The 21,841-nt window shown below is 59.7% G+C and carries 18 protein-coding genes; 13 read left to right on the forward strand and 5 right to left on the reverse strand.

What is annotated here, in order from left to right; translation table 11 throughout:
• Window positions 1-38: 38 nt before the first annotated feature.
• Window positions 39-245: a heavy-metal-associated domain-containing protein gene (locus HEP89_RS28510; RefSeq protein WP_055661043.1), complete on the reverse strand. Its 207-nt coding sequence runs from the start codon at window positions 243-245 to the stop codon at window positions 39-41.
• A gap of 161 nt (window positions 246-406) precedes the next feature.
• Here HEP89_RS28510 and HEP89_RS28515 point away from each other — a divergent pair, with 161 nt between their 5' ends.
• The 13 genes from HEP89_RS28515 (at window position 407) to HEP89_RS28575 (ending at window position 18,221) form a co-directional block, all read left to right on the forward strand.
• Window positions 407-2,914 (forward strand): heavy metal translocating P-type ATPase, encoded by a 2,508-nt coding sequence (locus HEP89_RS28515; RefSeq protein WP_168693688.1) that lies wholly within the window; start codon window positions 407-409, stop codon window positions 2,912-2,914.
• A 271-nt stretch (window positions 2,915-3,185) separates the two neighbouring features.
• A complete protein-coding gene (locus tag HEP89_RS28520) occupies window positions 3,186-3,509 on the forward strand; it encodes a hypothetical protein (RefSeq protein ID WP_168693689.1) in 324 nt (107 codons plus the stop codon).
• 52 nt (window positions 3,510-3,561) lie between these two features.
• On the forward strand, window positions 3,562-4,179 hold the full coding sequence (locus HEP89_RS28525; protein ID WP_168693690.1) for a cytochrome c: 618 nt from the start codon (window positions 3,562-3,564) through the stop codon (window positions 4,177-4,179).
• Window positions 4,180-4,182: 3 nt separating this feature from the next.
• A complete protein-coding gene (locus HEP89_RS28530) occupies window positions 4,183-5,073 on the forward strand; it encodes a cytochrome c (protein WP_168693691.1) in 891 nt (296 codons plus the stop codon).
• Window positions 5,074-5,093: 20 nt separating this feature from the next.
• Complete coding sequence (locus HEP89_RS28535) at window positions 5,094-5,582, forward strand: cytochrome c (RefSeq protein ID WP_168693692.1); 489 nt, start codon at window positions 5,094-5,096, stop codon at window positions 5,580-5,582.
• A 95-nt stretch (window positions 5,583-5,677) separates the two neighbouring features.
• Window positions 5,678-7,012, forward strand: a complete 1,335-nt coding sequence (locus HEP89_RS28540) for an MFS transporter (RefSeq protein WP_168693693.1) — start codon at window positions 5,678-5,680, stop codon at window positions 7,010-7,012.
• Complete coding sequence (locus HEP89_RS28545) at window positions 7,009-7,722, forward strand: ABC transporter permease (RefSeq protein ID WP_168693694.1); 714 nt, start codon at window positions 7,009-7,011, stop codon at window positions 7,720-7,722. Before HEP89_RS28540 ends, HEP89_RS28545 begins: the two co-directional genes overlap by 4 nt.
• 261 nt (window positions 7,723-7,983) lie before the next feature.
• Window positions 7,984-8,358, forward strand: coding sequence for a hypothetical protein (locus HEP89_RS28550; protein WP_168693695.1), 375 nt, complete (start codon window positions 7,984-7,986; stop codon window positions 8,356-8,358).
• An 86-nt stretch (window positions 8,359-8,444) separates the two neighbouring features.
• Entirely contained in the window at window positions 8,445-10,646 is a 2,202-nt protein-coding gene (locus HEP89_RS28555) for an efflux RND transporter periplasmic adaptor subunit (RefSeq protein ID WP_168693696.1), read from the forward strand.
• Entirely contained in the window at window positions 10,646-13,828 is a 3,183-nt protein-coding gene (locus HEP89_RS28560; protein ID WP_168693697.1) for a CusA/CzcA family heavy metal efflux RND transporter, read from the forward strand. The genes HEP89_RS28555 and HEP89_RS28560 overlap by 1 nt, the downstream gene beginning before the upstream one ends.
• Before the next feature lie 40 nt (window positions 13,829-13,868).
• Window positions 13,869-14,213, forward strand: a complete 345-nt coding sequence (locus HEP89_RS28565; RefSeq protein ID WP_168693698.1) for a copper-binding protein — start codon at window positions 13,869-13,871, stop codon at window positions 14,211-14,213.
• A gap of 273 nt (window positions 14,214-14,486) precedes the next feature.
• Window positions 14,487-15,503 carry a hypothetical protein gene (locus tag HEP89_RS28570; protein WP_168693699.1) on the forward strand — a complete coding sequence of 339 codons (1,017 nt, stop codon included), beginning with the start codon at window positions 14,487-14,489 and terminating at the stop codon, window positions 15,501-15,503.
• Between the two features lie 357 nt (window positions 15,504-15,860).
• Window positions 15,861-18,221, forward strand: coding sequence for a DNA translocase FtsK (locus HEP89_RS28575; RefSeq protein WP_286201091.1), 2,361 nt, complete (start codon window positions 15,861-15,863; stop codon window positions 18,219-18,221).
• A gap of 27 nt (window positions 18,222-18,248) precedes the next feature.
• Here the strand turns inward: HEP89_RS28575 and HEP89_RS28580 are convergent, their stop codons facing one another.
• The 4 genes from HEP89_RS28580 to HEP89_RS28595 all read right to left on the reverse strand — a co-directional run bounded on the left by HEP89_RS28580 (window position 18,249) and on the right by HEP89_RS28595 (window position 21,827).
• Window positions 18,249-18,812 carry an AAA family ATPase gene (locus HEP89_RS28580; protein WP_168693756.1) on the reverse strand — a complete coding sequence of 188 codons (564 nt, stop codon included), beginning with the start codon at window positions 18,810-18,812 and terminating at the stop codon, window positions 18,249-18,251.
• Window positions 18,813-18,897: 85 nt separating this feature from the next.
• A complete protein-coding gene (locus HEP89_RS28585) occupies window positions 18,898-19,737 on the reverse strand; it encodes a fumarylacetoacetate hydrolase family protein (protein ID WP_075284566.1) in 840 nt (279 codons plus the stop codon).
• Between the two features lie 36 nt (window positions 19,738-19,773).
• A complete protein-coding gene (locus HEP89_RS28590) occupies window positions 19,774-21,069 on the reverse strand; it encodes an L-fuconate dehydratase (RefSeq protein WP_168693701.1) in 1,296 nt (431 codons plus the stop codon).
• A 23-nt stretch (window positions 21,070-21,092) separates the two neighbouring features.
• Window positions 21,093-21,827: an SDR family oxidoreductase gene (locus HEP89_RS28595; protein WP_168693702.1), complete on the reverse strand. Its 735-nt coding sequence runs from the start codon at window positions 21,825-21,827 to the stop codon at window positions 21,093-21,095.
• Window positions 21,828-21,841 lie beyond the last annotated feature (14 nt).

Raw genomic sequence — 21,841 nt, forward strand, 5'->3', positions numbered from 1 at the left:
ACGCTCCGGTCAAGCGATCCGGAATGACGTTCAATCCCTTACGGGGTTTGCTGCAACAGTTCGGAACTGTAGCCGGCCTCCTTGAGAACGCCTGCGATTTCCTGTGCGGACCGGGCGCTCGTCACAGTCACGGTCCTGTTCGCCATGTCGAATTCGACCTGGGCAGATCCGTCCGCCTGCTCAATGGACTTGCCGATGGTTGCCTTGCAGTGACCACAGCTCATATCTGGAACGCTGAACTTCATGATTGGCTCCGTAGTTGATCGATTTTCTGTTTTTCCCGGTTCCAGCGGCTGGAGGGTCAAGAAGAAAAAAGTTTGAAAAATATCTTGAACGATCCTTGACCTTCCAGTGACTGGAAGCCTCATTTGAGGGAAATCGAACAATCCATGCCGGAGTTGGACCCATGTCTGGGCAACAGAAATTCTCCTTGTCGGTTCAGGGAATGTCATGCGCATCGTGTGTCGGACGCGTCGAGCGCGGCCTGGCGGCTGTCGAAGGGCTTGAAGATGTCGGTGTGAACCTGGCAACTGAAAGCGCGCAGTTTACGTCCACCCCTGACAAGATCACCGCCGCGGTCGCCAAACTGGATGATCTCGGTTATCCGGCGCGAACGCAGACGGTCACGCTGACTATTCAGTCCATGTCCTGTGCCTCTTGTGTCGGACGTGTCGACAAGGCGTTGCAGGCGGTGCCCGGGGTTCTCAGTGCCAGCGTCAATCTTGCGGCCGAAACGGCAACGATCGTCTTTGCAGAAGGTGCCACAACCGTTCAGGAGCTGGTGAAGGCCAGCACGGACGCCGGCTATCCCGCAAGTCTGGCAGATACAGGCACGTCTCAGGATCGCAGCGAGCGCAAGGCGGAAGAAGCCCGTGAGCTGGCGCGCAAGATGGCGATCGCCGCAGCCTTTGCCCTGCCCGTGTTCCTGATCGAAATGGGCGGGCATCTGATCCCCGCTTTTCACCACCTGATCGCGGTGACCATTGGTCAGCAAATGAGCTGGATCCTGCAATTCGTGCTGACGAGCGTGGTGCTTTTCGGTCCGGGCCGATCTTTCTATCTGAAGGGGTTTCCGGCGCTCTTGAAGGGGGCGCCCGACATGAACAGTCTGGTGGCCGTGGGAACCGGAGCCGCCTATCTCTATTCGGTGGTTGCCACCTTCCTGCCGGATCTGGTGCCCGCCGAGGTTCGCGCCGTTTATTTCGAGGCAGCCGCCGTGATTGTCGTTCTGATCCTGCTGGGCCGTTTCCTGGAGGCCAGGGCGAAGGGGCGCACCGGCGCGGCCATCCAGAGCCTCCTCGGCCTTCAGGTCAAGTCGGCCCGGGTGCTGCGGGACGAAGAGATGGTGGAAGTGCCTATCGAAACGCTGGCCATTGGCGACATCGTCGTGGTGCGCCCAGGAGAGCGTCTCGCGGTTGACGGTGAAGTGGTCGAAGGGTTCTCCCACGTCGATGAAAGCATGATCACCGGCGAGCCCGTGCCTGTCGCGAAATCGGCTGGCAGCGCGGTGACTGGGGGCACGGTGAATGGCACTGGAGGACTTCAGTTCAAGGCAACCCGTGTCGGTGCCGATACGACCCTTTCGCAGATCATCCGCATGGTCGAGGAAGCCCAGGGCGCCAAGCTGCCGATCCAGGGGCTGGTGGACCGCATTACGCTGTGGTTCGTTCCCGCCGTCATGGCCGTTGCCGTGGCCACGGTCCTGGTGTGGCTGACTTTCGGTCCGGACCCTGCATTGACGCTGGCCCTTGTGGCCGGTGTGTCGGTGCTCATCATCGCGTGTCCGTGTGCCATGGGCCTTGCAACGCCGACATCGATCATGGTGGGCACCGGCAGGGCAGCCGAGATGGGCGTCCTGTTCCGCAAGGGGGACGCTCTGCAGCAGCTTGCCGACGTCGACATTGTTGCGCTGGACAAGACGGGCACCGTAACGGAGGGCCGGCCGGAACTGACCGACCTCGTCCTGGCGGACGGTTTTGAACGCTCTTTCGTTCTGTCGCGCATTGCCGCGGTTGAGGCTCGCTCTGAACATCCTGTTGCCGAGGCCATCGTACGGGCAGCGGGCAAGGAGGGCGTGGAGAGGTTCGCAGTCAGTGAGTTCAACTCCATCACCGGTCATGGTGTTTCCGCTATTGTGAACGGTCAACGGGTGCTCGTCGGCGCTGACCGGCTGATGAAGCGCGAAGGTATTGCGACCGATGCGCTGGTGGACGAGGAGGTCAGGCTGGCGACCCGTGGGCGCACAGCTCTCTATGCAGCCATTGACGGCAGAATTGCTGCTGTTGTCGGAGTTGCCGACCCGGTCAAACCATCGAGCCGGGCCGCAATTGCAGCGCTTCATGAGCTGGGGTTGAAGGTCGCGATGATCACCGGCGACAAACGGGAAACCGCCGAGGCAATTGCCGCGGAAACCGGGATCGACATCGTCATCGCGGATGTTCTGCCCGACGGCAAGGTTGACGCCCTGACTGAACTCAAGGGTGACGAGGGCCGTATCGCCTTCGTTGGAGATGGCATCAATGATGCCCCTGCCCTCGCCCATGCCGATGTCGGTATCGCGATCGGCACAGGTACCGATGTGGCGATTGAATCCGCCGATGTCGTGCTGATGTCGGGCGATCTGAGAGGCGTCGTGAACGCTTACGAAGTGTCGCGCCGCACCATGCGCAACATCAAGGAAAACCTGTTCTGGGCATTTGCCTACAACACGGCCCTGATCCCGGTGGCCGCCGGAGCGCTTTATCCAGCCTTTGGCCTTTTGCTGTCACCTGTTCTTGCAGCAGGCGCCATGGCGTTGTCGTCGGTGTTCGTCCTCACCAATGCCTTGCGACTTCGCCGGATCGCGCCAGTGATGGATGAAGCAAGGTCCAGGGTCGCTTTCACGCCAAGTGCCGAAGCCGCGCCTGCTGAATAGGAGGGGGTGACTTGAACATTGGAGAACCTTCGCGCCATTCCGGGCTACCGACCAAGATCATACGCTGCTTTGAGGACATCGGCCTGAGTGCCCACAAGACGGCCTCGATCAAGCTTTAATGGTGCGGATCGGCAATATGCCGGCCAGAGAAGGGTTGACCGGGGCGCAGGTTCACCGGATTGTGACACAGGTTCGGGTTCGTTGCTGACAAACAGGATCCAGTAGGTCATTGTTGATGCGGTTGCAGTCTTGCTTTTGGACGACTTTGAAAATGCTCCTCGTGGCGGCCTTCGTTGCTGCCGGAGGATCGTTCAGTCATTCGCTTGCCGGAACTGCCCACGAACACTCACATGAAACCGCTGCCGCCTCCGGCGGCGATATTCCCCACGATCATGCTTCAAACCATTCCGATCACAATGTGGCAGATCATGAAACCGTGCATTGTGGGGCCTATTTGCTGGCGTTGACGGTTGACGAGCATCTGAGCATCCCTGACCTCATCGAAGACAGCGTCCGTGATACCGTGGTGTCCAATGTGTCCCGGGTGTGGAAGATTGATCCGCCTCCCCCGCGACCGGCTCCTTTATCCGTTTGAAATCGCTTGAGGCGGAATATCCGCCACGCAATCTGGATACAGGACAAGATCAATGAAACTTACGGTTATATCAGTGACTGGCGCGCTGTTGCTTGCAGGCGTTGCCGGCGCCTTTGCACATGGTGGGGCGTCCGGAATCGTCAAGGAACGCATGGACGCGATGGATGAGATGGGCGACGTGATGAAGTCGCTGACTGCCATCATGCGTGGAGAAAAGGACTATGATGCGGACGCAGTGCGTGAGGGCGCTGCGGTTATCCAGTCCCATTCCGGCGAGGCCCTGACCAAGCTGTTCCCGGAACACAGCATCGAAGGCCCATCGGAGGCGAAACCGGAAATCTGGACCGACTGGGAAGAATTCTCTGAGCTCGCAAAACAGCTGGACGTTTTTGCAGCAGGACTTGGCGCAGCGGCCGAAAACGGCCTGGCACACGGCAAGGGCGGTGCAGGTATGACGGGTCAGTCGGGCATGATGGGTGGAAATTCCATGATGTCCCAGGGTGGTATGATGGGCTCCGGAGGAATGATGGGGTCGGGTGGCATGATGGGGAACGCCGGTCACATGGCCGATCCCGAAATGCTGGCCCAGATGCCTGCGGACGGGCTTTTCAACATGGTCGCGCAGACCTGTTCGGCCTGTCACTCAAAATTCAGGGTCGAGAAAAACTGATCGATGCGCCTCTGGCTCGTTTTTGCGATCGTTGCTCCCGCGTTGGCGGGAGCGGCGTTCGCCGTGCTTTACCTCTGGCCTGTCGACAAGCCCGAACGGATCGAAGTCCTTGCCGGCGATCCGGGCCGCGGCGCCTATCTTGCCAGGATGTCGGGATGTATCGCCTGCCATACCAATACGGAAGGTGGCGGGAAACCTCTGGCTGGCGGTGTCAGGCTGCCGACAGACTTCGGCACGTTCTATTCGCCCAACCTGACGACGGATCCGGATAGCGGTATCGGAAACTGGAACTTGCAGGATTTTGCAGCGGCGGTACGACAGGGTATTTCGCCGGAAGGGGAGCCCTACTATCCGTCATTTCCCTATCCGTTTTACGGTTCCTTTAGCGACCAGGATATCGCGGACCTGTGGGCAGCCTTCAAGACGGTTCCCCCCGTTGCTGAAGCATCGACACCACATGACATGTTGCCGCCATTCAATCTCAGAATGGGTCTGAAACTCTGGCGCGGACTGTTTTACGTGCCGGAGACATTCGACCCGGATCCTGCGCGCTCTGATCTCTGGAACAGGGGCAAGTTCATTGTTGAGGGACCGGCTCATTGCGGCGCTTGCCACACCCCTAGAAATGCCGCTGGTGCACGTCAGGCGGAATTGGCTCTGCATGGCGCCAGCGAACTGCCTGACGGCGGCAAGTCGCCACCTATCACGAGTGCCGCGCTGAAGAGGCAGGGCTGGACGATCAGTTCTCTGCAGTATGCGCTCAAAACCGGGATCATGCCCGATGGGGATGTCTTTGGCGGCTCCATGGGCGAGGTCGTGCGCGACGGCACTGCTTTCCTGTCCGAAGAGGACAGGGAAGCAATAGCAACCTTTCTCCTGGAGAGGGACGGCTGACCGTCTGAAGGAGAAAAACCATGAGAAGCCGCATCTTGCTCGGTGCACTTTCTGCGGCAGTGGTGATTGTCGTCGCCAGTGCCATTTTCCTCCTGGCACCCCCCGATGTTGACGAAGGTGTCGTCCGGCTGAAGCCGGGCGACCTCAAGCTTGTGCGTTTGGGAGCAGACATTTACGCGCAGAATTGCGCAGCTTGCCACGGAGACGACCTGAAAGGAGCGCGCGACTGGATGGACGCCAATCCGGACGGTTCCCTGAAAGCCCCGCCGCACGACGAAACCGGGCACACCTGGCATCATCAGGACGACCTGCTGTTCCGTATCACGAAGCTTGGCACCGCGAAGGCGGTTGGCCTTGAAAATTTCAATTCGAACATGCCGGCGTTCGAAGGAGTGCTGACAGATACCGAAATCATCGCCGTCCTGTCCTGGATCAAGGCACAGTGGCCGCAGGAAATTCGTGAAAGGCATGACCTCATCAATGCGCAAGGAGGAGTCCCATCGTCTTGAAGGCCGTGTGTTTTCGCCATACGGCTATGAAGCATTGCGGTTGCGGCACAGGTTTGATCGCAAGGCGCGGTGAAGCTGGACGGCTGGAGAGTTAAGTGATTTCGGTACTTGCCAATCAAACCTACCGCCATCTTTTTTTCGCGCAGGTCATCGCGTTGTTCGGCACAGGTCTGATGACGGTTGGCCTGGCACTGCTGGCCTTCGATCTTGCAGGCGATGAGGCTGGCGCCGTTCTGGGAACAGCCCTTGCGATCAAGATGATTGTTTACGTCGGCATCAGCCCGATTGCTGCCGCTTATGCGAGCCGTTGTCCGCGCCGGTTGTTTCTCGTCACGTTGGATATCGTCCGGGCTCTGACCGCGGTGGCCCTGCCCTTCGTCGATGAGATTTGGCAGATCTACGTTCTGATCGCCCTGTTGCAAACCGCATCCGCCGCCTTCACCCCTGCCTTCCAGGCAAGCATTCCTGATATCCTCCCGGATGAAAAGGACTACACAAACGCCTTGTCGCTCTCGCGCATGGCGTATGATCTTGAAAACCTTCTCAGCCCGATGATTGCAGCCGTCCTGGTTGGCCTTGTCGGCTTCCACTGGTTGTTCGCCGGCACCGTTGCCGGCTTCCTGTTCTCCGCCGGGTTGATCCTGACCATTCGGCTCGTCTCGCCGCAGGCCGACGCAGAAGAGCCCGCGTTCCGAAGAACCGTCAAGGGCCTGCAGATCTATCTGAAGACACCACGCCTGAGAGGATTGCTGGCCCTCAATCTCGCGGTTGCCGCCTCGGGGGCCATGGTGATCGTCAACGGTGTCGTCATCGTAAAATCGTACCTTGGTCTCAACGACACCGACCTGGCCTTGTCGATGGCGGCCTATGGCGGGGGCTCGATGGTCGTCGCGTTGACGCTGCCAAAGCTTCTAGCAAGCCGTTCCGAACGGTTCGTCATGCTAGCCGGCGGGGCATTGCTTCCCGTTTCGTTGCTGATATTCGCCAGCCTGTTGACGGTCCTGCCGGAACCTTTCGTTTGGCCAGCCCTGCTGCTGGTCTGGTTTGCCATGGGGGCGGGCATGTCGGCGGTGCTTGTGCCCTCTGGACGGCTTCTTAAAAATTCCGCCCATCCCCAGGACCGTCCATTGGTTTTTGCGGCACAATTTGCTCTCTCGCACGGTTGCTGGCTGGTTGCCTATCCGCTTGCCGGTTGGCTTGGAGCAAATTCCTCGATGTCTGTGACAATGGTCGTTCTAGCCGGTTTGGCTGTGCTTGGCTGGGTTGTGGCCGGCAAGTCCTGGCCTGCAGACGATCACAGTATTCTCGACCATGCGCACCCCGACCTGCCGGCAAACCACCCGCATCTTGCCAAAGCGCATGGAAAACGACACGCACATGCATTCGTGATCGACAGCCTTCACCACACCTGGCCGGATCGCCAGCCATGATGGATCTCCTCATCTCCTGGCAGCGCTGGATTTATGGCGGCGTGCGGGCTTCGTTGCTGGAATTCAGCCAGTCGGGAGATGTCTGGCTTCTTGCGAGCATGATCGGGACAGGGGTGCTGTTCGGCGCCATCCACGCTTTGACGCCCGGGCATGGCAAGACGATCCTGGCCAGCTATGTCGCCGGAGCCAGAAGCAGCTTCGCCCGTGCATTTTCGGTCTCGACACTTCTGGCGGCAACACATGTGCTCACAGCCGTTCTGATCGCCTTCTTTGCCTCCCAGCTTGTGGAAAGATCCTTTGTTGGCGGCGGCCGGGCCCCGGCCCTCGAGTTGATCAGCCGCGTCACACTGATCGGTATCGGCGCATGGCTTTTTGTCCGGGCAATCCGCTCAAGGCCGGGCAGGAAGCGAGCCGAAGGCTTCTGGGTGGCCCTTACAGCCGGTCTCGTACCGTGTCCTTTGACATTGTTTGTCGTGGTGGCAGCCCTGTCGCAAGGCGAACCGGGGGCGGGTCTGATGTTCGCGGCATCGATGCTTGTCGGCATCGCCTTCACGCTTTGTGTGGTTGCAGGATTGGCGGTTGCCGGCCAGCGCCTGTTTCTCGATGTCGCTCTCAGAAACGGCGCGACCCTCTGCGTGGTTTCACGAGCGCTCGATGCGACTGCCGGAATTCTCATTATCCTTTTCGCCGGTATCCAATTGCTTGAATAGACGCGACCCTGTTCAGGTCCGCTTCAATTTCCCTGACGCAAACGAAAAATTGAAGGACCGACGCTCATATTCGCTTCTGCCTAGGCCCCGCCAGGCGTATTTAGGTCTCAGGTTGTCTTGTGATCGGAAGAACTGTCGCAGAACCGGGCGTTTCACGGCTCGAGATCAAGAACGAAACTTTTTTAACCGCCCATCGAAGGCATGCTCATAGGCACCTATCAGGCACTTGTATTTGTGCTGGACTGGATTATATCGCGCAACATGACCCGACCCGTGCATCACTTCAGCAGACTGGCCGCGACGATCCTGTTCGCGATTGCGCTGCTGTTTGCCGGGTTTGCACCGGCGCACCAGGCGATGATGGCTCCTGGAGAACATGTTGCGGCCAACGCCGGCATGCCGTGTGAAACGATGATGGGTCATGTCTCGGCAATGATGGGCGATGAAATGCCGGACGACGGACAGGTGAAATTCGACCTGTGCTGCGGCGGTGCGTTGTGCGCTGCCGATACGGTTCGCGATAGCCAGGAAATCGCGCTGGTTTTTGCCCAGGCCCTCGCCTTCACGCAGTTGCCGCCAGATGCCCTTCACGTCTCGGACATCACCCTTCCCGAACGACCTCCTCGCCGCCTCTGAAAACATCGTTTCTCCGCAGACTTTCGCGGAGCCAGAAGTGATGGACATGCCTTCGGCAAACAGCCGCTGGCAACTCAGAGGTTACTATGCGTGGACGTTATACCGCGCTCAGCATCATCGCCCTTGCCGCAGGTGTGGCAGGCGGGGTGTTTCTTGAGCGCCTTTATCTGAACCCGGGCGACGGCAATGCGTCGGGGGGACCAGAAATTCTCTATTGGGTCGCCCCCATGGACCCGAACTTCCGCCAGCCCGGGCCCGGCAAGTCGCCGATGGGAATGGATCTGATACCGGTTTATGCCGGACAGGAACCTTCCGCTGATCCGGCTGAAGTCAACCTGTCGGCGGCCGAGGTCAATGCCATCGGCGTACGTACCGCTTTGGCCCGTGTCGGTGAAATCTCCCGGCAAATCGAAACCGTCGGCTTCGTCGGATACGACGAACATCTGACCAGTCATGTTCACACCCGGGTGGACGGCTGGATCGAGACGCTGAACATTCGCGCCGTTGGCGACCGGGTGAAAAAGGGCGAAGTGCTGTTCGAGCTGTTTTCGCCCGAATTCGGCATTGCCAGCTTCGATTTCCTGCGCTCGCTTTCGAACGGCAACGGTCTGTCCCTGGAGGCTGCCCGCAACAAGCTGCGCAGTCATGGGGCTTCCGAGGAGCAGATTGCCGAGATCGAGGCAGACGGCAAGGTCGCCCGCAGGATCAAGGTGGTTGCGCCGCGCGACGGGGTCGTTATCGCCCTTGCGGCCGCCGACGGCATGTTCCTGCAGCCCGGCGCACAGGCCATGTCCATCACGGATCTCAACAAGGTTTGGCTGATTGTGGATGTCTTCGAGCGCGATATCGCGCGTTTGACGGAAGACATGCGTGCGGTCGCCCGCTTCGAACATCTGCCGGGACGGACTTTCGAAGGCCAGATCGATTACATTTACCCGGAACTCGATCCCAAAACGCGAACCCTGCCTGTCAGGCTCCTGTTCGACAACGCCGAAGGTCTGTTGCGGCCGAACATGTTCGGCAACGTCAGGCTGTTTCCAAACGAGACCCGCACTGCCGTCACCATTCCCTCCGAAGCCGTCATCCGGACGGGGACAGCGGAGCGTGTTGTCATCAAGGTCGGCGAAGGCACTTTCAAGCCAAGGCTGATCACCACCGGATTGCGTGACAATTTTGGAGAAAACGGGCGCACGGAGGTTGTTCAGGGTCTCGAGCCCGGTGAAGAGGTTGTTGCTTCGGCCCAGTTCCTGATCGACAGCGAAAGCGCGCTCAATGCGGGCTTGATGCGCATGGCGCCGACGAATGAAGTTCCTGCGCGCGGAACCGGTGAACTGGTCGCTCTCGACCGCGAAACCCGGTTGGCAACCATCCGCCACGACAGTCTGGAAAGTCTCGACTGGCCCGCGATGACAACACGTTTTCCTGTTGCGGCGTCCATCCCTCTCGACCGGTTGAGCGAAGGCCAGCAGGTTTCCTTCAAGGCAGCACGCGGCGCTGATGGCCTGCTGGGGTTGATCGAGCTCGGGTCAGACGACGGCATTGCAGCCACGGGGTCGGGAACCGTTCTTGCTGTTACAAGCGACGGCAAACTGACGATGGAACATGGTCCGATCCCGGATCTCGGCTGGCCCGCCATGCAAATGGACCTGGATGTCTCGGGCTTCGATCCGCAGTCGGTTCCGGTGAATGTTCCGGTCGAATTCGACCTTGCCAAGGGCGACGGTGGTCTCTTCTCGATCGTGGCGGTAAGGCAGCCGGGCGTTGCGGAGGATCCGGCGGCAGAGCAGGCCGAGGACGTTGCCGACGACACGAAAGCCGAGGCCGCACCCATCGTGGTGTCGGGAACGATCAACTCGATCGATACCGAAAATGCGAAGGCTACAATCACCCATGGTCCCATTGCCGAAATCGGCATGCCTGGAATGACCATGGCATTCGCGGTGGAAGAGACCCTGGATCTGGTTTCCCTGCCAGTCGGCACGGAAACCACGCTCACCTTTTCAAGGCCGGACGGAATGACGATGGTTCTGGCAAAGGCAGAGCCGATCACGCCGCCGATGGAAGTCCGCGGCACCATCAACGCCCTTGATAGGGATGCAGGCACAGCCAACATCACTCACGGACCGATGGCTGAGATAGGCATGCCGGGCATGACCATGGATTTTGCCGTTGATCAGGCCATTGCCGTAGGTGATCTGCCACTGGATCAGGAGGTAACGCTCTTGCTCCAGCGCAATCCGGATTTCTCCATGACATTGGTCGGCGTCCGGCGTGAGGAGGGCTTGTGATGATTGCCGCAATCATTCGTGCCTCCATCGCCAACCGGGTGATCATGCTGGCAATCGCCGCCATGATCGCCGTCGCCGGTATCTGGGCAATCCGCGAAACGCCCGTCGATGCAATCCCGGACCTTTCGGACGTTCAGGTCATCGTGCGCACGCCCTACGCCGGCCAGGCGCCTCAGGTGGTGGAGGACCAGGTCACATTCCCTATCGCCACGGCGATGCTTGCCGTGCCAGGTGCCAGTGATGTGCGTGGTTTTTCCTTCTTTGGCGACAGCTACGTCTACATCGTTTTCGAGGACGGCACCGATCTTTACTGGGCCAGAACCCGTGTTCTGGAATACCTCGGTCAGATCGCTGCCAACCTGCCTGAAGATGTTTCACCACAGCTTGGCCCGGATGCGACGGGTGTCGGCTGGATTTACCAGTACGCCCTGATAGACCGCACCGGAAATCATGACCTTGCCCAACTGCGTGCCCTTCAGGACTGGTTCCTGAAATACGAACTTCAGACCGTCGACGGCGTCTCGGAAGTCGCCACGATCGGCGGCATGGTGAAGCAATACCAGGTGGTCGTGGACCCCAACAAACTCAGGGCCTACGACATAACACTGTCGCAGATCCGAGGCGCCATCCAGGCCGCCAACCGGGAAACCGGTGGCAGCGTGATCGAGATGGGCGAAGCCGAATTCATGGTGCGTTCGACCGGTTACGTCGATGAGCTTGCCGATCTTGCCAAGGCACCACTGATGGTCAACGACCGCGGTGCACCGCTGACGCTCGGAGACGTTGCCGACATTCGCCTCGGGCCGGAAATGCGCCGTGGTGTCGGCGAATTCGGCGGCGAAGGCGATGCCGTCGGCGGGGTTGTGATCCTGCGCTGGGGCGGCAATGCGCTGGCAGCCATCAAGGCAGTCGAAGCACGGATCGGCGAACTGCGCAGCAGCCTGCCCGAAGGAGTGGAGATCGTCACGACCTACGACCGCTCCGGCGTTATCGAACGTGCGATCGACAATCTTCAGACAAAGCTGACCGAAGAATTCATCGTTGTCGTTCTGGTCTGTGCGGCGTTCCTTCTGCACTTGCGCTCGTCGCTCGTCATCCTGTTTTCCCTGCCTCTCGGCATTGCGGCTGCCTTCATCATCATGAAGCTGCAGGGCGTGAATGCGAACATCATGTCGCTTGGCGGCATCGCCATCGCCATCGGCGCGATGGTGGATGCGGCGATCGTCATGATCGAGGCGATGCACCGTCGGCTGGAGCATGAAAAACTGACCGTGGCGAATCGCTGGCGGATCGTGGGCGAATGTGCCTCGGAAGTGGGCCCTGCCCTCTTCTTCTCCCTGGCGATCATCACCGTCAGCTTCCTGCCGGTGTTCGTTCTGGAAAGCCAGGAAGGCAGGCTCTTCAAGCCGCTGGCCTTCACCAAGACCTACGCCATGGCGGCCGCGGCCATACTCTCCATCACGCTGGTTCCGGTGCTGATGGGGTACTTTGTCCGCGGGCGAATTCTTGCGGAGAACAAGAACCCACTCAACCGGATTGTCATCTGGCTCTACCGCCCCTTTCTGGATGCAGCCGTTGCCTGGCCCTGGGCAACGACCATTCTGGCGGGTGTCCTGGTCGCCTCCATGTGGTGGCCCCTTCAGAGGATCGGCACGGAATTCATGCCAGCGCTCAACGAAGGTGACTTCCTTTACATGCCGACACTTTATCCCGGTGTTTCCATCGGCAAGGCGCGTGAGGTTCTTCAGCAGTCCGACCGCCTTATCGCCACCGTACCGGAAGTAAAGACGGTCCACGGCAAGCTGGGCCGTGCCGATACGGCGACCGACCCTGCCCCGCTGACGATGATCGAGACGACCATCCAGCTGAAGCCGCGCGCCGAGTGGCGGGAGGGCATGACGATGGACCGGATCCGGGATGAGCTGGATCAGGCCGTCCAGATACCGGGCGTCACCAACGTGTGGATCCAGCCGATCAAGAACCGCATCGACATGCTGGCAACCGGCATCAAGACCCCTGTCGGGGTCAAGATCACAGGGGCCGATCTTGGCGTCATCGAAAAGATCGGCATTGAAGTCGAAAACGCGGTCGCAGGAATTGATGGCACGGCATCGGCCTACGCCGAGCGGCCCGTCGGGGGGCGCTTCATCGAGATCGACGTCGACCGGGAGGCGGCTGCCCGCTTCATGATGAGCGTGCGGGATATCCAGGACGTCGTGCAGACCGCGATTGGAGGCATGCAAGTATCGGAGTCCGTCGAAGGCCTGGAGCGCTTTCCCATCAACCTCCGCTATCCGCAGGACTGGCGCAACAGTCCAGAGCGCTTGCGGGAACTTCCGGTGGTCACGCCGTCCGGCGCCCATATTCCGCTCGGTGCCCTGGCAGAGGTCAGCGTTGTTGACGGACCGGGCATGATCCGGTCTGAAAACGCCCGACGTACCGGGTTCGTCTTCATCGACATCACCGGCCGGGATCTGGGCGGCTACGTTGATGAAGCGCGCAGGACGGTTGCGGAGAAGGTACAACTGCCTCCCGGCTATTCGATCGCCTGGTCGGGCCAGTATGAGTACATCGAACGCATGCAGGAACGACTGAAACTGGTGGCTCCGGCAACCTTGCTGATCATCACGCTCATGCTGTTCATGGCTTTCAACCGGGTCATTGAAGTCGGCATCATCCTTGCCGCCCTTCCCGTTGCGCTGGCCGGAGGTGTGTGGTTCCTCTGGTATCTCGATTTCGACATGTCGGTCGCGGTGATCGTCGGCTTTATCGCCCTTGCGGGCGTTGCGGTCGAGACAGCCATCGTGATGCTGCTCTACCTCAACCTGGCCTGGGAAAAGCGCAAGAAGCTTGCAGCCGCAGAGGCCCGCTCCCTGACGGTTGTCGACGTAGAGGAAGTGGTTTTCGAAGGTGCTCTTTTGCGCGTGCGGCCGAAGGTGATGACCGTTGCGACGATATTTGCCGGGCTGATCCCGATCATGTACGGCGACGGCACGGGCTCGGAAATCATGCAGCGGATCGCAGCACCCATGGTCGGTGGCATGGCAACCGCCACCCTTCTGACCCTCTTCGTCATTCCCGCCATTTTCACGATCTGGAAGCGGCTTGCTCTCTCGCGGGTCAACCGTGAGCTGCGCATTGCCGCCCCGGACATCAAAGGTGCGGTGCAGCCGGCCGAATGATTTTGCAACTCACAAAAAACCCCCAAGAAAGGCAACTGAAATGAAGACCCTCATCCTCGCAGCGTTCCTGTCCATGGCAGCCACCCCGGCCGTCCTTGCCCAGTCGTCGCATAGCGGCATGGATCATTCCAACATGCCCATGACCGCCGAACAGATGGACGGCGCGGTCCACGCCAATGCCGTCGTCAACTCCATCGGTGACGGCACGGCGAATGTCAGCCACGATCCGATTCCGGAAATCGGCTGGCCGGCCATGACGATGGATCTGCCCCTTCTGGAAGGCGCACAGATGTCGGATGATCTCACCCCGGGTGACAGCGTGATCCTGATGCTGGTGAAGGGCGACGACGGCATGTATGCCATCGGCGGAATGATGCCGAAGTAAGATTTCGGACAAACGGCAGCAGCCCATGACACCTGCCTCGGGCTGCTGCCAATACCCTTCCAGTACCCTTCCGCCTTCCCCAAATAGGGGTTGGTGAAATACGCAATTCCGTTTTCCTCTGATGCCGGTTCAGAAGGCAACAAAGACATCGGGCTTGATAAGACTGGGACCAGAGCGATCGTTCTCTTGTCCTGATTTTTCAGGCTCTCTTTAATGGCTTTGTTGTTTTCTCGTTTGACCGACGTTCAGGTCTTACCGGTTCAGGGAAACGAAATGAAAAAGTCTTTGGGGCGGATTTTTGCCGCACATGGTTGGCGGGTGGCGGCGTCCTGTTATGTGCGAGCCGAAGGGCAGATTACCGCGGAAACGCCCGCGCTCTTTTCCAGCTACCTGAAGAATGAGCATTCCGACGGCAACAAGGTTCTGCTGCACAGCCCCGGCGGCAGTCTGATTGCCGGCCTGGAACTGGGAGAGCTGATCCGTGCCAGGGGAATGGAAACGGAAATCGGCATCTGGAAGTCCGAGGGCACATTCGGGGACACGGTGGAGGGCGGCTACTGCATGAGCGCGTGTTCCTACGCGTTCCTGGGGGGTGAAGTCAGACGTATTCCAGACGGCAACCGTCTGGGCTTCCACCAGTTCTACCTGTCCGGAGAGAGGGCTGGCCAGGTGCCGTCCAGCCAGGTGGACCAGGCGCTGATGTCCGCGCAGGAATTGTCCAGCCGAATTGTACGTTACCTTCTGGAAATGGGAATCGATGCTCGCATCTTCGTTCTCGGCACGGGTGCGAAGCCAGACGACATGTTCGTTCCCGACGCGGCGCAGCTTGAGGAATTTGCCCTTGTCACGCCGGAAGGGTTCGGGGCGTTCTTTCTGGAGCCCTACAAGCAGGGTCTGGTGGCAGCCAGCAAGCGCAAGAGCGCCACGCGCCTTTATGATCTCGCGAGCCAGTTTTCCAGCTATTGCCGCAAGAACAAACCCTACGTCCTGATCACGACCGATGGTGGTATTCTGAACCCTGATAACCTGCCGACGACAAGCATAAATATGTTCTCAAAAGGACGTGGCATCACGACGACAGCCACCAAGGATATCCTTCGGGTTGTCGGTGACAGCAGCGTCGAGGTCGAAATCAACGACAAGGTTGTTGAACTGCTGTCGGTTACCGAGCGGATCGAGTTCAGCCTGTTTCTTGGAATGTCGTCCGGTGGCGAGGTGCGCGGGGCGATCGATCTGAGCGACATGGACCGCAAGATCATCGCCGCCAGCTTCCGTTTTTGCATCGGCTAGGAGGGTGAGCCCGACAAAAGGGCTCATCACATAATCGCGACATTGTTGAACTGGCTTCAAGGTGTTGTTTTCAGCGCATTTTCGCCGAATTTTGCACGTCTGACGGTCTATCGGAGGTGGCTCAAAGGTGGAGAATGACAGGGTTTGGATAGAGACTGTTAACCTTATTTTCCTACATCTCTCCCAAAGGCGTTCAACCCGAAACACTAGTCTTCTTTGTCCATGCGTATTTCCCGGAAGAATTTCTCACTTTCGAATTCGAACGATGCCGGCCAGCCAGCTTCAACCGATGATTCCAGTCGGAAAGCGCAGGGCGAAAACCCGCTCGGGCAACCCGCCGCCACAGATGGTGAACGGGTGGCTGAGGCGCGCCGGTTGCCACATGTTGCAGGCAATCCGCAGCAGCAGACAGGAGATGGAAACCAGGGGGTGGAAACCCCTTCGGACGAATCCTGCCAGAGCTATTTCTACCTTGCACCCAACGTTCGCTTCACCCGGACGCCAGACCGCGGTTCAAAGCAGCGATCTGCACCGGTAGAAAACGCGAGCGAAGTCAGCGCCAGTGAAACTGTATCCCCGGTCGAGGTAGAGCCCGTTGCGCAGCAACCTCTGGTCACGCCAAACCCCTCCCCTGTTATGCCCGCAACCATGCCAGTTGCACAGGTGATTGGTCAGCCCGCCGATAGTGGAACTGTGAATGTGCAGGCGCCTGCCAATGACGCGCATTCTTCCACGGCGCACCTTGGTTTCCTGTCCGATCACGCCTTCTTTGAATTCATGTCCGACGACACCATCACTCCGCAGCCGGCTGCAGAAGTGCCTGCGCAGAGGGTCGTGGAGCCGGTACGAGCCGTGAGGACGGTTTACGAGGAGGTGCCTGTCGCGGGACAGGTGGCGCGGCCACCGGAGGGAATCGTGTCGCTGTACAAGGTCGTGGAATGCAACGGTTCTGCATCCCCCACGCCTGCACCTTCCTCTTCCAGACCGATTGCCGCAAGGCCAGCAAACCCGTCTCCGCAGCCGGCCGGCCAAAGGCCGGCAGCACAGCAAAACCCGGAAGGCAATCAGGACGCTACCGGTCGGTCACGAGTGTCGATTTCGATGCCAAGCCCCACACCCCGGTCCTTGTCCTCCAGCACGCATGCTCTGCCGCCGATCGGTGCGGGATCAGGTCAACAGTCGCTGTTCGGCAGCTACGAGTTTCCGTCCGGCGATCTGCTGCAACTGCCGCAGGATGGTCCGGGCTTCCAGATGACGCAGGAGCAACTGGAACGGAATGCGGGGCTTCTGGAAAGCGTTCTGGAAGACTTCAAGGTGCGCGGCGAGATCATCCACGTGCGCCCCGGGCCTGTGGTCACCCTTTACGAGTTCGAACCGGCCCCTGGCATCAAGTCCTCACGCATCGTCAACCTTGCCGATGACATTGCCCGATCCATGTCGGCCATCTCCGCCCGTGTTGCGGTCGTGCCCGGCCGGAACGTCATCGGGATCGAGCTGCCGAATACGGAGCGTGAAACCGTCTACTTCCGCGAATTGATCGATTCGACCAACTTCCGCGCGACCAGCTGCAAGCTTGCGCTTAGCCTCGGCAAGACGATTGGCGGGGAACCGGTTGTTGCCGATCTTGCGAAGATGCCGCATCTGCTGGTCGCCGGAACGACCGGCTCGGGCAAGTCGGTTGCCATCAACACGATGATCCTGTCGCTGCTCTACCGCCTGAAGCCGGAAGAGTGCCGCTTGATCATGGTAGATCCGAAGATGCTGGAACTGTCCATCTACGACGACATTCCGCACCTGCTGACGCCTGTCGTCACCGATCCGAAAAAGGCCGTGACAGCTCTCAAATGGGCCGTGCGCGAAATGGAGGATCGCTACAGGAAGATGGCCCGGCTCGGCGTGCGCAACATCAACGGTTTCAACCAGCGTGCCGCCGCTGCAAGTCAGAAGGGTGAACCGGTTATCGTGTCCGTGCAAACCGGGTTCGACCGCGATACGGGGGAACCGGTCTACGAGCAGCAGGAAATGGACCTCGCTCCGATGCCGTACATCGTCATCATCGTTGACGAGATGGCGGATCTGATGATGGTCGCCGGCAAGGAGATCGAAGGCGCTATCCAGCGTCTGGCGCAGATGGCCCGCGCCGCAGGCATTCATCTCATCATGGCGACACAGCGTCCTTCGGTCGACGTGATCACCGGCACGATCAAGGCAAACTTCCCGACCCGGATTTCCTTCCAGGTCACCTCGAAGATCGACAGCCGCACGATCCTCGGCGAGCAGGGTGCGGAACAGCTGCTCGGCATGGGCGACATGCTGCATATGTCGGGTGGCGGACGTATCAACCGTGTCCATGGTGCCTTCGTCTCGGACGAGGAAGTCGAACAGGTTGTCGCCCACCTGAAAAGCCAGGGCCGGCCCGCGTACCTTGAAACCGTGACCGCGGAAGAAGAGGAAGAGCTGGAAGAAGAGGAAGCTGTCTTCGACAAGGGTGCCATCGCGTCCGAAGACGGTGATGACCTCTACGACAAGGCGGTGAAGATCGTCCTGCGCGACAAGCGCTGCTCAACCTCGTATATCCAGCGCCGCCTCGGCATCGGGTACAACCGTGCGGCTACCCTGGTCGAGAAAATGGAAAACGAAGGCCTTGTCGGTGCGCCCAACCACGTCGGGAAGCGCGAGATCCTGGCCGGCAAGAGAGAGCAGCCGAGCGAAGAATAGATACGCAGTACGATTGGCAATGTCGATCTAGTGCTGCGTCTCCTGGTGCCTGGAAAGACAATCCAGCAAGAAATCCGCACGCTTCCCGACATCCGTCTTCGGCAAGATGATTTTCTCGTAGCCAAGTTGGCCGTAGGCATCGAGTAGTCGCTGGTATTCTCCGATAGCTTCATCCAGGCCGTGCTGCCGGTCGGCGTCTATGGCGTAAATCTCCGGCCAGGGCGGTGTCAGAAAGACCTGAAAATGAAATCGACTTGTTTTGCCGAGGGTGTCTGTCACGGCCACGCCGGTCGCGAATTTCAGGGCAACTGCTGCGTCGATCAGACCCCGGTCGAAGAAGACCCATCCGTCAGCGCTGTTCAATCGCTCCCTGTCACGGAATGACATGTCGATCGCTCTTCTGGCGAAGGCTTCGAGATTGATCCAGGGAAGCGCCCTCCCATCAGCTTGTTGCTCTTCGGCGACGATCCTCCTGCCGGGTTCCGGCACGGTTTCGAAACCCCGTCGTTCCAGTTCCGCCAAAAGCGTTGACTTTCCGCCACCCGAACATCCGGACAGGATGACGTGCCGGCGGTAGGTATCGTTTGGCATCATGATTTCCTTATCAGATGCGGGCATCTGGACTGTCAGGCGACACCCTTTGTTGGAGAGCGTCGCCATCACGGCAAAAGCTACGTTAAGCCTTGCCCACGTTTTGCCGCTGGACGCCAAGTCCTTCAATGCCCAGCTCGATCACCTCTCCGCCCTTCAGATAGATTGGTGGTTTCTGTCCCATGCCGACGCCCGGAGGCGTGCCGGTGGAAATGATGTCGCCCGGCTGAAGGCTCATGAACCGGCTGACATAGCTGACCAGGTGGGCGACACCGAAGACCATGGTCTCCGTCGACCCGTCCTGATAGCGCTTGCCGTCGACTTCCAGCCACATCTTCAGGTTCTGCGGATCGGAAACCTCGTCCCGGGTCACCAGCCAGGGTCCCGTCGGGCCGAAGGTGTCGCAGCCCTTGCCCTTGTCCCAGGTGCCACCGCGTTCGATCTGGAATTCGCGTTCGGAAACATCGTTGATGACGCAATATCCCGCGACGTGGTCAAGGGCTTCTGCTTCCTCGATGTAGCTGCCGCCCTTGCCGATCACGACACCAAGTTCGACTTCCCAGTCGGTCTTGACCGATCCGCGCGGGATCTTCACGTCGTCATTGGGGCCGCAGATTGCGCTTGTCGCCTTCAGGAAGATCACCGGTTCCTTGGGCACTTCCGCACCGGTTTCGGCGGCATGGTCGGAATAGTTGAGGCCGATGCAGATGAACTTGCCGACGTGGCCAACGCAGGGACCGATACGGCCTTCCTCGAGCAACGGCAGGGTGGCCGGATCGACGGAAGCAATTTTCGCCAGCCCGTCCGGCGTCAGCGTGTCGCCGGCTATGTCGGAAACGAGAGCGGAGAGATCCCGCGGCCGGTTATCACTGTCCAGAATGGCGGGCTTTTCCCGTCCGGCGTCTCCAATACGGAGAAGTTTCATGGGGTTATCCTCGGTTTTGATGCGTGGCTTGTGACATCAGGCGGCGTCTGCGCCACCGTCTCGAAAGATGTGCTGTTCGATGGAGGCCGGTTTCATCTCCACGGAAAAACCCGGCATGTGCGGCGGCATATAGGCGGCATTGCGGATGGTGCAGGGATCGACGAAATGTTCGTGGAGATGATCGACATATTCGATCACGCGTCCTTCCCTGGTTCCGGAAACCGCAACGAAGTCGATCATCGACAGATGCTGCACATACTCGCAAAGACCGACGCCGCCGGCATGCGGCCAGACGGGAGTGCCGAATTTGGCTGCCATCAGCAGAACGCTGAGAACCTCGTTGAGACCGCCCATTCGGCAGGCGTCTATCTGCACGATGTCGATGGCACTGCCTGCGATCATCTGCTTGAACACGATCCGGTTCTGGCACATTTCACCGGTTGCCACCTTCACCGGCGCCACCGCTTCGCGGATCGCACGATGGCCGGCGATGTCATCCGGGCTGGTTGGTTCTTCGATGAAGTAGGGTTTGGCGAACGCGAGTTGCTGTACCCAGTCGATGGCCTGTCCGACGTCCCACACCTGGTTGGCATCGATCATGAGGAACCGGTCGGGCCCGAGCTCCTCCCGGGCGATCCTCAGCCGGCGGATGTCATCGGCGAGATCGCGTCCGACCTTCAGCTTCACATGGGTGTAGCCTGCCTCGACCGCTTCCCGGCACAGCCGGCGCAGCTTGTCGTCGGGATAGCCGAGCCAGCCCGCAGAGGTGGTGTAACAGGGATAACCGTGTGCTTCGAGCTGCGCGATCCGTTCCGCCTTGCCCGGTTCCGCCGCTTTCAGGATGGCAAGTGCCTCTTCCGGCGTGATCGCATCGGTCAGATAGCGGAAATCAATGATGGAAACGATCTCTTCCGGACTCATGTCCGCGACAAGACGCCAGACCGGTTTGCCGGCCTGTTTGGCCAAGAGGTCCCAGACGGCATTGACGACGGCGCCGGTGGCGAGATGCATTGCACCCTTGTCCGGTCCGATCCAGCGCAGCTGGCTGTCCGAGGTCACGTGACGCCAGAAGCGGCCGGGATTTTCGGAGATCCAGGCAAGATCAAGCCCGGTCACCAGATGGCGCATGGCCTCGATTGCGGCAACACAGATGTCATTCCCGCGCCCGATGGTGAAGGTCAGGCCATGGCCTTCAAGGCCGTCCTCGTCGGTTTGAAGGACAACATAGGCCGCGGAATAGTCCGGATCGGGGTTCATGGCGTCCGACCCGTCGAGGGTTTCGGACGTCGGAAAGCGGAGATCGTACGTCTTCAGACCGGTGATTGTCGTCACGGGTTCACGTCCTCAATAAAATGTCAGATGGTCCAGCCGCCGTCGATGGCATAGGCCTGTCCGGTGGTATAGGTCGCGTTGGCAAGATGAACCGCGAGATCAGCGATCTCTTCCGGCGTACCGATCCTGCCGATCGGCTGGCGTGCGATGAAGGCGGCCCGGGCGGCTTCATAGTCGCCCTGGGCGCGCAAACGGTCCTGCAGCGAAGGGCTTTCCACCGTGCCCGGGCAGATCGCGTTGCAACGGATGTTCTGCGCCACAAAATCGGCGGCAACCGCCTTGGTCAGGCCGATCACGGCCGCTTTCGTGGTGGTGTAGACGAAGCGGTTCGGCACGCCTTTCATGGAACTTGCGACGGATGCCATGTTGATGATGGCGCCGCCTCCCCGTTCCAGCATTGCAGGCAGCACCGCCCGAATGGTCCGGATCATGGAGCGCACGTTGAGGTCGACCGCAAAGTCGAAGTCCTCGTCTTTCATGTCAAGGATCGAGCCTGCATGAACGAAACCCGCTCCGTTGAAGAGGACGTCCACCGGGCCGGTCTCGGCAACGACGGTCTGTACGTCCGTATCTTTCAAAACGTCGAGGCGACGGGTTTCGATCCCTGCTGATCCTTCGAATTCCGATAGGGCGGTTTCATTGATGTCCGTTGCCACGACCTTTGCGCCCCTGGCGGCAAAGGCGAGCGCCGTCGCGCGTCCGATCCCCTGTCCCGCGGCTGTCACCAGAACGGTCTTGTCCTTCACCCAGTCTGTCATGTCGGCTCCATCTG

This window comes from Labrenzia sp. 5N, from assembly GCF_012395805.1.
Lineage (GTDB): Bacteria > Pseudomonadota > Alphaproteobacteria > Rhizobiales > Stappiaceae > Roseibium > Roseibium algicola.

What these genes read in the sequence shown, in the direction of transcription:
- HEP89_RS28510 (WP_055661043.1), bottom strand. Translation starts at nt 245, where the DNA reads ATGAAGTTCAGCGTTCCAGATATGAGCTGTGGTCACTGCAAGGCAACC.
- HEP89_RS28550 (WP_168693695.1), top strand. Translation starts at nt 7,984, where the DNA reads ATGACCCGACCCGTGCATCACTTCAGCAGACTGGCCGCGACGATCCTG.
- HEP89_RS28520 (WP_168693689.1), top strand. Translation starts at nt 3,186, where the DNA reads ATGCTCCTCGTGGCGGCCTTCGTTGCTGCCGGAGGATCGTTCAGTCAT.
- HEP89_RS28560 (WP_168693697.1), top strand. Translation starts at nt 10,646, where the DNA reads ATGATTGCCGCAATCATTCGTGCCTCCATCGCCAACCGGGTGATCATG.
- HEP89_RS28545 (WP_168693694.1), top strand. Translation starts at nt 7,009, where the DNA reads ATGATGGATCTCCTCATCTCCTGGCAGCGCTGGATTTATGGCGGCGTG.
- HEP89_RS28525 (WP_168693690.1), top strand. Translation starts at nt 3,562, where the DNA reads ATGAAACTTACGGTTATATCAGTGACTGGCGCGCTGTTGCTTGCAGGC.
- HEP89_RS28555 (WP_168693696.1), top strand. Translation starts at nt 8,445, where the DNA reads ATGCGTGGACGTTATACCGCGCTCAGCATCATCGCCCTTGCCGCAGGT.
- HEP89_RS28530 (WP_168693691.1), top strand. Translation starts at nt 4,183, where the DNA reads ATGCGCCTCTGGCTCGTTTTTGCGATCGTTGCTCCCGCGTTGGCGGGA.
- HEP89_RS28585 (WP_075284566.1), bottom strand. Translation starts at nt 19,737, where the DNA reads ATGAAACTTCTCCGTATTGGAGACGCCGGACGGGAAAAGCCCGCCATT.
- HEP89_RS28595 (WP_168693702.1), bottom strand. Translation starts at nt 21,827, where the DNA reads ATGACAGACTGGGTGAAGGACAAGACCGTTCTGGTGACAGCCGCGGGA.
- HEP89_RS28515 (WP_168693688.1), top strand. Translation starts at nt 407, where the DNA reads ATGTCTGGGCAACAGAAATTCTCCTTGTCGGTTCAGGGAATGTCATGC.
- HEP89_RS28580 (WP_168693756.1), bottom strand. Translation starts at nt 18,812, where the DNA reads ATGCCAAACGATACCTACCGCCGGCACGTCATCCTGTCCGGATGTTCG.
- HEP89_RS28565 (WP_168693698.1), top strand. Translation starts at nt 13,869, where the DNA reads ATGAAGACCCTCATCCTCGCAGCGTTCCTGTCCATGGCAGCCACCCCG.
- HEP89_RS28570 (WP_168693699.1), top strand. Translation starts at nt 14,487, where the DNA reads ATGAAAAAGTCTTTGGGGCGGATTTTTGCCGCACATGGTTGGCGGGTG.
- HEP89_RS28535 (WP_168693692.1), top strand. Translation starts at nt 5,094, where the DNA reads ATGAGAAGCCGCATCTTGCTCGGTGCACTTTCTGCGGCAGTGGTGATT.